General features: G+C 42.8%; 10 protein-coding genes and 1 riboswitch. All 10 genes read right to left on the bottom strand.

Annotated elements, in window-relative coordinates; all coding sequences use genetic code 11:
* Positions 1–169: 169 nt before the first annotated feature.
* A riboswitch (cobalamin riboswitch) is annotated at positions 170–353 on the bottom strand.
* A gap of 88 nt (positions 354–441) precedes the next feature.
* On the bottom strand, positions 442–1,353 hold the full coding sequence (locus tag AB840_RS01525) for a polyphosphate kinase 2 family protein (RefSeq protein WP_048513063.1): 912 nt from the start codon (positions 1,351–1,353) through the stop codon (positions 442–444).
* A gap of 64 nt (positions 1,354–1,417) precedes the next feature.
* The gene (locus AB840_RS01520; protein WP_048513062.1) at positions 1,418–2,617 is read right to left on the bottom strand and encodes an MFS transporter; all 1,200 of its coding nucleotides are present in this window, start codon (positions 2,615–2,617) and stop codon (positions 1,418–1,420) included.
* A gap of 105 nt (positions 2,618–2,722) precedes the next feature.
* Positions 2,723–3,514, bottom strand: a complete 792-nt coding sequence (locus tag AB840_RS01515) for a glucose 1-dehydrogenase (protein ID WP_048513061.1) — start codon at positions 3,512–3,514, stop codon at positions 2,723–2,725.
* Between the two features lie 191 nt (positions 3,515–3,705).
* Positions 3,706–4,437: an amino acid ABC transporter ATP-binding protein gene (locus AB840_RS01510; RefSeq protein WP_048513130.1), complete on the bottom strand. Its 732-nt coding sequence runs from the start codon at positions 4,435–4,437 to the stop codon at positions 3,706–3,708.
* A 22-nt stretch (positions 4,438–4,459) separates the two neighbouring features.
* Positions 4,460–6,199, bottom strand: a complete 1,740-nt coding sequence (locus AB840_RS01505; RefSeq protein WP_143745057.1) for an ammonium transporter — start codon at positions 6,197–6,199, stop codon at positions 4,460–4,462.
* A 23-nt stretch (positions 6,200–6,222) separates the two neighbouring features.
* Positions 6,223–7,086 (bottom strand): transporter substrate-binding domain-containing protein, encoded by an 864-nt coding sequence (locus AB840_RS01500; protein WP_048513060.1) that lies wholly within the window; start codon positions 7,084–7,086, stop codon positions 6,223–6,225.
* Positions 7,087–7,117: 31 nt separating this feature from the next.
* Entirely contained in the window at positions 7,118–7,816 is a 699-nt protein-coding gene (locus AB840_RS01495) for an amino acid ABC transporter permease (RefSeq protein ID WP_048513059.1), read from the bottom strand.
* A gap of 27 nt (positions 7,817–7,843) precedes the next feature.
* Positions 7,844–9,121, bottom strand: coding sequence for an aminotransferase class III-fold pyridoxal phosphate-dependent enzyme (locus AB840_RS01490; protein WP_048513128.1), 1,278 nt, complete (start codon positions 9,119–9,121; stop codon positions 7,844–7,846).
* Between the two features lie 139 nt (positions 9,122–9,260).
* On the bottom strand, positions 9,261–10,028 hold the full coding sequence (locus AB840_RS01485) for a helix-turn-helix domain-containing protein (RefSeq protein WP_048513058.1): 768 nt from the start codon (positions 10,026–10,028) through the stop codon (positions 9,261–9,263).
* A gap of 261 nt (positions 10,029–10,289) precedes the next feature.
* Positions 10,290–11,657: an AsmA family protein gene (locus AB840_RS01480; protein WP_048513057.1), complete on the bottom strand. Its 1,368-nt coding sequence runs from the start codon at positions 11,655–11,657 to the stop codon at positions 10,290–10,292.
* Positions 11,658–11,842 lie beyond the last annotated feature (185 nt).

The following is an 11,842-nucleotide window of genomic DNA, read 5'->3' as shown; positions in this document are numbered from 1 at the left end:
CTTTTATGATATAAAAATACAGGCCTGAGCCCGACACATATTGGTCCACTCACGGGTATAAAACTCCAATTGATAAGTAACAGCATTGCTCCACAAAAAAAGCCGCACGGGTCTCCGGCGGCATATACAGCAATATCATAAATCTCCATTCCCATCGCTCGCAGGTCTATCGGTGATTATCAGTCAGGCAGTTCTTCTGGCTCGGATTCATCAGTCTGCAGCGCCTTCCCATGCTCATATGGCACAGTGACATTTATGCAGCAGACCTCCTCCTTACAGCGGCGGGACCGCGCCGGTTTTACACCGGACTTCTCTATTGAGTCTATTACGACACCTGACTTGCAATATGTATTTTTTTCAATATAACACACCACTGCAGGCATGTCAACAATCGCCACCGCGGCTGCGTCCCTCTCTTCAAAAAATTACGGCTTCATTCGCTTATTTTTTTACATCCGGCTTTTCACCCATCAGAGTTTTCAGGTCCTCAATATCTACAGCCCGGAGAATATTCCGGAATTGTTCCAGCTGTGCCTCTATATCGGCAGACAGTTTCGGAAAGCGCGGATTGATCTTCCGCAGTGTCTTCAGAACAATTTGGGAAACAACGTAACGCGTATACCACTTGTCATCGGCTGGCACAATATACCATGGTGCGTATTTTGTCGTTGTGGCTGTAATGACCTCGCCATATATCTTCTGATAGCGATTCCAATACTGTCGTTCCTGAATATCAGACATAGAAAATTTCCAATTTTTCTGCTTAGTCACGATCCGGTCAATCAACCTTTTTTTCTGTTCGTTTTTGGATAAGTGCAGGAAAATTTTGATAACAGGAAAACCATTTTCCGTCAAATATCGTTCCCAATCGCAGATCTGACGATACCTTTTCTCCCAAATATCCTTCTTAATGAGCTTTTCCGGCATGCCGTCACTTTTGATGAGCTCATGAATATGCGACACAATAACATCTTCATAATGGGATCGGTTAAAAATTCCGATTTCACCGCGGCCTGGTAATTCCTTGTTGATACGCCACATATAATCATGATCTTTTTCTTCTGTGCTGGGTTGTTTGAAACTATGTACGTGAACGCCGGCAGGATTCAACGGTGCAAAAACATGCTTAACGGTTCCATCTTTACCCGCAGCATCCATGGCCTGCAGTACAACAAGAATACCATAATGACTATCGGCAAACAACTTTTCCTGCCATGCATTCATTTCATCGATAGCCTGCGGCATCAGTTCTCCTTTAACCTTTTTTTTATCAATATCCACATCACAAGCCGTAGCATATTCACTCAAATCAATTTTAGTTCCTTCCTTAGCTAAATACTTTTCAATATCCATGCCAAAGCCCTCCTTCCCATTATACAAAAATCTTTATATTTCGCGCAAAGCATGACCCGTACCGCTATATTTCACCTGCAGCCTGTGCATAGCGGCATACTACAAACAAACACCATACAGCATTGATTAAAAACAAAAAAGCCGTCAAAAAAAATACATTGCGGATACCGACAGCCGCAGCTAAATGGCCGCCAAAAAAAGCTCCGGCAAACATTCCCAAAAACTGGGCAGATTGGTTGAATCCATAAATACGGCCCAGGCAGATTGACGGCGTATACTGCCGGACAAGATTATTAACAGAAGGCAGCAGCCCCGCTATCGCAAGGCCCAGCATAAACCGGTAAATACCCAGCTGCAGCGGACTAACTGCAAATCCCTGCAAAGCCAACGCCACACCGGCCAGACAGAGAGCCGCAAAAAGGACCTTTTGAGAACCGATATGATCTGCCAGCCGGCCTAACCGCGAAGCTACCAGCATACTGGCAATACCCGTACAAGAAAAAACAGCTCCGGCAATTAATGCAATATGAGCAGAAGATGCCGCAAGATATCCTACATATATTGTAATAATTGGTTCTATAGACATAACAGCAAACTGCATAACAAAGGTCGTAACAAACAACCCGACAATCAGCTGCAGACTTGGCAGTTTGAGAAACGTATCCCGCAGCGTGAGTGCCGCTGCCTGCGGCTGTGGTTTTATCGTTTCATGGATCCGGAATAATAAGAAAAAACCCAAAAAGCAGAGCGCGCCTATAACAAAAAAGTCATACCGGATACCTACCGTTTCATATAAAAAACCTCCGATGAGGGGCCCTAATAACGTCCCGGTAACCTGTGATGTAAAAAACATGCCCAATGCCCAGCCAGAATGCTCCCGCGGTGATTCCTGCGCGATAAGCGGAATAATTGCCGTCTGAAATCCACTCATAGCTCCCTGCGCCAGACGCAAGGCCGCCAATTGATATACAGATTGCGCAAAGCCCATACCAATCATAATAAACCCCAGCCATAAGCTGGCGCGTAATGCCATCGGCTTGCGGCCATACCGGTCAGACAGCCGTCCCCAGATAGGAGAAAAAATGGCCAGGCTGAAAAAATTACAGCCAAAAATAATCCCAGACCATTTCTCAATATCACCAGTACTATGAATTCCCATATCGGCAATATACAATGGCAGCATAGGTGCCATCTGACTCATACCAATAGATACGATAAATCCAGCACAGCAGCTGATCCAAAGATTTCGTTTCCATTTTTCCATATACCCTTTTCTCACCCTTTTCTGATATTTTTTATTATATCACACGCAGCAAGAAAAAAGCGCATCCTACTCCTGATTTTTTACGTCAGGTAAAATTTGTATTTTTTATGTTCGTAATCCCATGGATATTGTCTCGGGAATACTATTCCCGCCGTCAATAATAATCGCTTGTCCTGTAATGTACGCAGCATCTTCACTAGCTAAGAAAACTGCCAATTCTCCAATATCACGAGGTGTCCCCAAGCGTCCCAGAGGAATACTGCCGGCAATATCATCCAGTATCTGCTGCGGATTTTGAGGATTGGATATGCTGGCACTTCCCTTTACCATATCTGACAGCACATATCCCGGGCAGATTGCATTGACAGTTATGTTATGGGCCGCAAATTCTACAGAAAGAGATTTTGTAAAACCGATTAAAGCGGCCTTCGTCAGTGCATACGCGCAATCTCCTGGATCAGCTACAAAAGGGCCTGTCACGGAAGATATATTGATAATTCTTCCATAATTATGCCCGACCATATAAGGAATAGCTAGTTTTGTACAATAAACAGCACCTAATACATTGGTTTTTACATGCTGATCCAATATTTCTTCCGATAAGTCCATAAATTGACAAAGTCTTGAAATGCCAGCATTATTCACTAAAATATCCACTCCGCCCAGCTTCTCGAGTATCGGAGAAATCGTTTTTCTTACGGAAGCACAATCACTGATATCAATCTGGCAAGGAATTACATTATCTCCTAACGTCTCAGATATAGAAAAAACATTTGAAGTCCTGCCTGCAATAATGACCTTAGCCCCTTCACGAATGAGGCAGGTGGTGATACCAAGACCGATTCCTCTGCCGCCGCCTGTTACCAGCGCTGTTTGTCCTACTAGTTTTGCTGCCATAATTTCACCTCCATCACACCCTGAACCGCTTAATATAAGTATCTTGCATAACGTTATATTCGTTACAATAGAACCAAATATGGTTATGTCATTATCTTTGTTCTCAATCCAATATATGCTGCCCATCTGAAAAAGCCGCCATTACAAAAGTAATGGCGGCTTTCCGCTAAGACAGTAGTGCATCCAGTCTCTTATGACGCCAAAACACGCTGTAAAAAGATCTGCGTCCGTTCATTTTTAGGATGAGAAAAAATATCCGCCGGTTTTCCTTCTTCAATGATATAGCCTTTGTCCATAAAAATAACCCTATCAGCCACATCACGGGCAAATCCCATTTCATGCGTGACCACAGCCATTGTCATACCGGCCTTAGCCAAATTTTTCATAACAACCAGCACGTCGTTGACCAGTTCCGGGTCTAATGCCGAGGTCGGCTCATCAAACAACAGCATGCTTGGCTGCATGGCCAATGCCCGCGCAATAGCAACACGCTGCTGCTGACCACCAGATAGCGTCGCAGGATAGTCATCAGCAAAATCCTCCAAGCCAACCTTGACCAGCAGATCTCTGGCAATTTCTTCCGCTTTCTTTTTGGAAATATTCTTAATCTCCATAGGCGCATACATAACATTTTTTAAAACGGTAAACATAGGAAACAAATTGAAACGCTGAAATACCATGCCTACGTCCTGCCGCAGCCTGCGGGCGTCGGTTTTGCTGTTGATTAATGTTTCTTTATAGTAAATCTCACCTTTTGTCGGTGTTTCCAACAAATTCAAGCAGCGCAGAAATGTACTTTTACCGGAGCCGGAGGGCCCAATGATGACGACAACCTCTCCTTCATCAATAGTCATATTAATATCCTTGAGTACCTCATGATCGCCAAAGCTTTTCTCTAAGTTTTTTATTGTAAATACACTCATTTTTTTCACCTCGCCAAGATTTTTATATCGTATAATCCTGCAATGCATCATACCCTTCTTCACTTGTGCGGATTTTGACGACATTTTCCACATCATAAATAAACACTTTACCGTCTCCGTACCGTCCTGTATAAAGAATTTTCTTGGCCACATTCACAATCACCTGCGGTGAAATGGCTGAGACGATCAATTCCACCTTAACCTTTGGCAAAAGCCGTGACTTCACTTGGGCTCCCCGATACATGTCAACGTGTCCTTTTTGAATGCCAAATCCCAGTACCCGCGTTACCGTCATACCGGTAATGCCGATTTTTTCCAACGCGTTTTTTAAAGCTTCAAAACGAAGCTCCGATGTGATGATGGTAATCTGTGTCAGTTTATGCCCTGCTTTCAGCTGCGCCGGACGATGTTCTACCATAACGGCTTCCTCCACACTAACGGCGCTGTTTTCTTCTGATTTCCGCCCCAGCTTCATCCCTTGTAAGGTAGGGACCCTATCATCTGGAAGCGCAGTATCTGCCAACGGGTCCAGCACCGGCGCTCCCTGACTGTATACTTCAGCCAGTCCATGTTCCCAGAAGTCTAATCCGGCCAATTCTTCAACCTGACTTACCCTAAGTCCGGTTACTTTGTCTATGCCGTAAAACATTACGGCGCATAAAACAGCCACGCACACAACAATACTGACAATACCCATGATCTGCGTCATAATAAGCATTGATGAACCTGCTGCCAATCCATTTTGAAGAGAAAAAACGCCAGTTAGTACACAGCCCAGCGCACCGCAGATACCGTGGGTGGAAATAGCTCCGGTCGGATCGTCTGCCCGCATTTTTTTATCAACAAATTCAATGGAAAAAACAATGACAATGCCTGTCAAAACACCTATACATACCGCACCTGCCGGTGAAATGACATCACAGCCTGACGATACGGCAGCAATACCGGCAATACCGCCGTTTATAATCATGGAAACATCCGGTTTCCCATAGCGCCCCCAGGTGACAAGGAGAGTAGTCACAATGCTGGCCGCCACCGCAAGCTGTAAATTCTGAAGGACAAACCCCAGCGATACTTCGGCATGCCGCAGCACAAAAGATCCGCAGGCCACTCCCAGCCATCCTAACCATAGCAAAAATAATCCCTGTATTGATACGGCCAGATTATGTCCGCGAATCGCATTGACTATACCGTCTAAATTATATTTCCCAATACGCGGCCCTACCATTTTACAACCGATAAAAGCCGCCGTACCGCTCAAAACATGAAGAACTGCCCCACCGGCAAAATCATGAAAGCCCAAGGCGGCCAGCCAGCCGCCTGTTCCCCAGACCCAATGCCCTACAATGGGATAAATGACCAGGCTCATACACACACTGCACAAGCAAAATACAGAAAATTTTGTCCGTTCTGCCAATGCTCCAAAAAAAGATGCAATAGCCGCCGCACAAAGCATAGTCTGAAACAACACGGCATCAAAACGGCTGACGTGCCCTTGCGTAAGGGCAGAAGCTCCTATATCAGGTATCCCGAATAATCCGGTAATATCCCGCCCAAACAATACGCTGAAGCCGAGAAACCAAAAGAGTATGATGATAATTCCAAAGTTCGTGTATACTCTTATCATCATATCCGCCGCATTCTTGCTTCGGGACAAACCTGATTCTACCATTGCCACTCCCGGCTGAATAATGAATGCCAGAAATGCAGCCACAATAAGCCAGCTAAATTCCGCTGTGGGGTATATTATATCTATTCCCATTTGGTTTCACCCCTTATTCTCAATCAGCTCTTCGCATTTTTGACAGCTAATTCACTATATTTCTTAACCCATCCCTGTACGTCACCACTGTCTCGTGCTTCTTTAATAACTTCATTGACGATCTTCATCAATTCTGTGTTATCACGTAATTTACCGGCACTGACAATTGTATCCATTTTGGCTTCAGAGCTTGTAAATGCCAATTTTGAAATAGTAATATCCGGGTTAGTAAGTAAATATTGCTGCGCAATGACCTCATCAACAACAAAACCATCAATTTTATTTTGTTTTAATTCCAGCAGCAGATCCGGAATTTGATCCAGAACGACTTGTCTGGCCTTGGGCAGTTCCTTTTCTACGACCGGGATAGCTGTTGACGATTTCTGTACACCTATTTTTGTTCCTTCGCCAAAAGATTCCAGTGTTGAAAATTTGTCTGCATCTGCTTTGCGGACAATGACAATATATTTAGAATTAATATAGGGATCAGAAAAATCCATCGTTTTAGCTCGTTCTGCCGTCGCAACCATGCCCGACATTCCTAAATCCACTTTACCGCTGTTGACTGAAGCCAGCAATGCCGTAAAGTTGCTATCTACCATTTTCACTTTAACTCCCAGCTTTTTACCAATTGCTTCCGATAAAGCTACATCAATCCCAGTCATGGTTTTCCCCGGCTTGGAAATATCTACAAAATCATAAGGAGGATAATTCGTTTCAATAGCGACGGTAATTTCACCTTTTTTCTTAATTGCCTCCAAAGCGGATTCCTTACTGCCTGCAGGTGCAGAAGATGACGAGCTGCCGCAGCCGGCGGCCGCCAATACGGCAAGACTTGCCATCATGGCACAAATAATACGTTTTGTCATTTTTTTGTTGAATAACATAAAAATCCCTCCATTTTCATATACATGATATTTACCGGCCGTTGCTTTTACTCAAATTATTTTCCATAAGACGAATTAATGACGATATGATAACGGTAATAATCAAGTAAATAACGGCTACGATGACTAGTGGGGGAAATGGCTGAAAGCTGATTCCCTGAACGGTGGTGGCAGAGAACATAAGATCGGCCAGACCGATTACAGATACCTGAGAAGAAGCCTTGACCATAACAATAAATTCATTTCCCAAAACAGGCAGCAGATTTTTAAGAGCCTGCGGCAATACAATTTTCCGCATAGCTCTCCAAGTACTGAATCCCAGTGACTTGGCGGCTTCCATCTGTCCCGGATCAATGGATTGAATACCGGAGCGGATGATTTCACAGGCATATGCCGACATATTGATTGTAAGCGCAAAAATACCTGCAAACATGCGGTCAAATTCCACGCCCATAAATTCCACTGATGGGAAATGAATTCCAAGCAGAGGCAGGCCGAAAAATGCCAGCGCAATTTGTACAAGCAGCGGCGTCCCCCGGATGATTTCCACATAAATAATCGTCAGCCAGTATAACGGCTTAAAATTGAATAAATTCATTCTAAACAGCGCCAATAAGATTCCCAGCAGCAAACCAAATACCGTCGCTACTGCTGATGTGATAATTGTAATTTTTGTCCCCATAATAAATATATCGCCATATTTTGCGGCAATATTCAGCACGACATCCATAGCGTACCGTCCCCTTTCTGACGATCGTTAAGACAAACACTCGCTAAACGCACTATCCAAAATAGTCATGGCTTCGTCTATTTCCTCCTTGCATACTGTACAGGGAGGAATAAAACGAATTGCATTATGATAGGTACCGCAATTAATGAGAAGCAGGCCTTTTTCTAAGGCTGTTTCAATAATCCGAGACGTCAATGCCGTATCTGGAACTTTATTATCCTTTACCAGTTCAATGGCCAGCATAAGCCCCAAGCCGCGAACATCCCCGATTACAGGATATTTTTTTTGCAGTTCTTCCAGCTGTCCTTTGAAATACTGCCCCATAGCAGCCGCATTATCAATTGCGCCTCCCAGTAAAATCTGCAGCGATACCAGGCCTGCCGCACAAGCAACGGGATTGCCGCCGAAGGTTCCGCCATGGGCGCCGGGCAGCCATTTTTCCATAACGTCCTTTTTACCGAATACGGCACTTAATGGAAAACCGGCACCAATTCCCTTAGCCGTCGAAAAAATATCCGGTTTGACACCAAAATGTTCCTGACAATATAATTTTCCGGTCCGTCCATTCCCACATTGCACTTCGTCAAAAATAAGCATTATCCCATAGGTATCACAAAGATCCCGCATAAATTGTACAAATTCCTTTGGCGGTACAATATATCCCCCCTCTCCTTGTTCCGGTTCCATAATAATACCTGCTACCGAATACGGATCCACGATGGTATCAAATATCGTTTTAAATTGATCCATATAAAAATCAGGGCACTTCCCATCTGCTACAGGTACTACACTATGATATAAATCTGGATAATGAGCAAAATATATACTGGGAATCATGCCTTCGTAATGCTTACGATATGCTGAGTTTGAGGCCGTAAGTGCCATTGCGCCCATTGTACGCCCGTGAAACGCTCCCATGAAGGAAATAATGGCAGGCCTTTCCGTAGCACACTTTGCCAGTTTAATTGCGCCATCATTTGCTTCACTGCCGCTATTGCTGAAATAAATCATCGAATCTCCGACTGCTTCTGTCAATTTTTCGGCTAGTGCAACATACGATTCATAATATACAACATTGTGTCCGCCATGGATAAGATTTTCCATTTGCTTTCTCGCCGCTTCTACTACCAGAGGATGATTATGTCCTACATTATTCGCCCCGATTCCCATGACAAAATCCAAAATTTTACGTCCGTCATCCGTGTAAATATAAGAACCAATGCCTTTGACAACTCCCAGTTTCGTATACCGCGCCATACCAACAGGAGGTATTACCTTCAACGCCCGTTCATATAAAGTTTCCATATCGCTCCCTCGCTTTCCATACATATAAAAAAAGACAATGATCTCTGCGTTGGACATCATTGTCTTTTTCTATATTGCATATATCATATCATTGGATAGTATTAAAATATTGTAAAAAAACATCATAGATGCGCAATAGCTACCCTCTTCTGCTATTTTTAAATACCTCATAAAATTGATTTGGCGTATATCCCGTATATGCCTTAAAACTTTTTGTAAAGTGAGATTGGTCATAAAAGCCTAATTGCTCCGAAAAATTCTGCATATTTCGTATGTTGTCCTTTTTCATGTGATAAATAGCCTGTTGTATCCGCAGAGTATCTATATAAAATTTCACAGAAAACCCCATATCCCTTTTAAATACACGATTCACATGAACATGACTATAACCGGTTTCGCTGATAATATTCTCAATTTTTTCCATTTTATCCTTTTGTTGCAATTCCGTTATCAGAAATTTCGTCAGTGGATGCACATGGGACCGAATCCATGGAAAAAAAATATTCTGAAAAATACGAATCCGGGCCGAAAAATTCTTTGCCGCCATCATCTGCTCCAGCATGACCTCAAAAGGATATTGCCGTGTTACAAGCAATGCAGAATCAACAGCATTTCTCAGTGAATCCCTCAACGGATCAGGAAACACACCAGGCTGCAACCGCACTCCAAAAGCACATCCATCTATAGGAAAAATACGCTGTCTCCCCCGCAGCGCCGTACCGCCAAGATATATTTCAGGCCGGGACTGGTCATAGAGAAATATGATATCAGAGGTACCGTCAGGAATGACAATGATCGGCTCATTCGCAGAATTATCAAATTCAAAATAAGAGTCGACAATCGGATGCTGTACTGAAATTTCCTTATACAATACTTCTTTTTTAAAACAGTACGTTTGCAGCTGCATACAGATACCTCCCCGCCATATTGCAAAGGGGTTCCAGTAATCCACTGGAACCCCTTTGTTCATACTTCTCTTTTTTAATTTTTAATAATTCTAACACATTTATTTTATTTTTAAAAGAATATTTTCGAAAAAAAATAATATATTTTTATATTTTATATTATTTTTTTACTATCCTGACGATGTATTCAGATTATTTGAAAAATTTTGCATACCAGCAGGCTAGCAGTCGTACGCTTCGAAAAACAGTTTTTATCTCTGTACTCACAATAATCGTGAGCGGCTTCCTCCATTGTCAACATATATGGGGCCCATATGCACCTTCCCATGAACAATACTAAATTTTTCCGCAGTAACATCCCCCATAGCAAATGAAATAATAACATCCTTAAAGTTCAGCGTTTGTCCATCCTGTTCAAAACTTCCTGAGATTTTATTAAAGGGCAGGAAATGATACTGCCCCGATCCAGAGCAGAAACTGCCATATATATACCGCGTATTATTCTTTCTATCTTCTCCCATATGCAATTCCATATCTACCTCACAACGAAGCATCAGATCATGCGCAGCCACACTTCCTTTGAGTTTTTGTCCTGCAATATCTGCATGATACGATTTTCCATCGAGATCAAACTGCCCCGACGCGTCCACAGTACCGCCAAAAACCTCTGCCTTCACCTGTGGCGCCCTTAATTTCCCGTCTTGATAATGAAATCCACCCTTTACATTGGTAAACTTGAGTCCTGGCATATTGAGGTTGTCCATTGACAAGGTGCCATCGATAACCGGGCTTGGCAGCGCTCCCTTAATATTGGCATAGACCGATGCTTTGTTATCAATATGAATCCCCACACCAAGAGACTTGGGATTGCAGTTTTTGATTGAAAGGTACATGTTGTATTGGGGAATTTCTTTAGTAAAATCAAGTGTCCCGCCCAAATTGAGTTCCTCAGCTTCCACGGTACCCCTAAAATGCCCTGCAGACAAATCTAATTGGGTAATGCCTCCTGTATGAATATCCGCCCGCAAATCTACGTTATCAATAAAAAAATGCCGATCCGGCGACTCCGCTTCAATTTTTACATCTCGAAAACGAATATGGCAATTAAATTTTTTATTTCCTTTGAGTCCTGTTATCCTACTCAGAGCCGCTTTTTCACCGCTCCCTCTTTTTTCTCCATTTCCCATTTTTCCAGATAAATCATTAACATACAGCAGTTCCATATTGTCATCAAAAATCAAATGAATGTAGCCCTGATCAATCGTAAACTCCGTGACTGTCGTCGTCCCAATACGCCGCCACACCACATCCCACAAACTGACTTTAAAAGATCCTGCGGGGATATCGGCAAGAAGACGTCCTTCCGTATCCTTCCATACCAGATTTTCAAAGGATACCTTACCCAAAGGCGTCGCACTAAGCCTTTCTACCGTAACAGTACCCGGAAAAAGCTCTCTTTTCGCAACAACAGTGTTAAAAATATCGGCTGCCTTATAGCTTAGAAATATATACATTCCATAAAAGCAGATAACAGCTGCCACTAGTATCACGAATATTTTAACAGCCGCTCGCCGATGTTTTTTATACAATATTACTATTTTTTTTTGGCCTCCTGCTTTTTTTTCTTCCATGGCTTCTCCTGATACTGATGACTTCAATTTTATATTTACAGTCAGTATACCATATAATAAATTTAAAAAGCACTAAAAACCACTGGGGCATAAAAATTCAAATATAAAATTGCACAAAATAAAAGCAAATTTTCATATATCTATCAATACATAAAAATTTGCCTCCTGCAAGCTTTATTATACTT

Source organism: Megasphaera cerevisiae DSM 20462 (assembly GCF_001045675.1).
Taxonomy (GTDB): domain Bacteria; phylum Bacillota; class Negativicutes; order Veillonellales; family Megasphaeraceae; genus Megasphaera; species Megasphaera cerevisiae.
This window is presented reverse-complemented; position numbering and strand designations above follow the sequence as displayed.

Coding starts and splice junctions, on each gene's coding strand:
- AB840_RS01525 (WP_048513063.1), bottom strand. CDS start 1,353: ATGGATATTGAAAAGTATTTAGCTAAGGAAGGAACTAAAATTGATTTG.
- AB840_RS01520 (WP_048513062.1), bottom strand. CDS start 2,617: ATGGAAAAATGGAAACGAAATCTTTGGATCAGCTGCTGTGCTGGATTT.
- AB840_RS01515 (WP_048513061.1), bottom strand. CDS start 3,514: ATGGCAGCAAAACTAGTAGGACAAACAGCGCTGGTAACAGGCGGCGGC.
- AB840_RS01510 (WP_048513130.1), bottom strand. CDS start 4,437: ATGAGTGTATTTACAATAAAAAACTTAGAGAAAAGCTTTGGCGATCAT.
- AB840_RS01505 (WP_143745057.1), bottom strand. CDS start 6,199: ATGGGAATAGATATAATATACCCCACAGCGGAATTTAGCTGGCTTATT.
- AB840_RS01500 (WP_048513060.1), bottom strand. CDS start 7,086: ATGTTATTCAACAAAAAAATGACAAAACGTATTATTTGTGCCATGATG.
- AB840_RS01495 (WP_048513059.1), bottom strand. CDS start 7,816: ATGGATGTCGTGCTGAATATTGCCGCAAAATATGGCGATATATTTATT.
- AB840_RS01490 (WP_048513128.1), bottom strand. CDS start 9,121: ATGGAAACTTTATATGAACGGGCGTTGAAGGTAATACCTCCTGTTGGT.
- AB840_RS01485 (WP_048513058.1), bottom strand. CDS start 10,028: ATGCAGCTGCAAACGTACTGTTTTAAAAAAGAAGTATTGTATAAGGAA.
- AB840_RS01480 (WP_048513057.1), bottom strand. CDS start 11,657: ATGGAAGAAAAAAAAGCAGGAGGCCAAAAAAAAATAGTAATATTGTAT.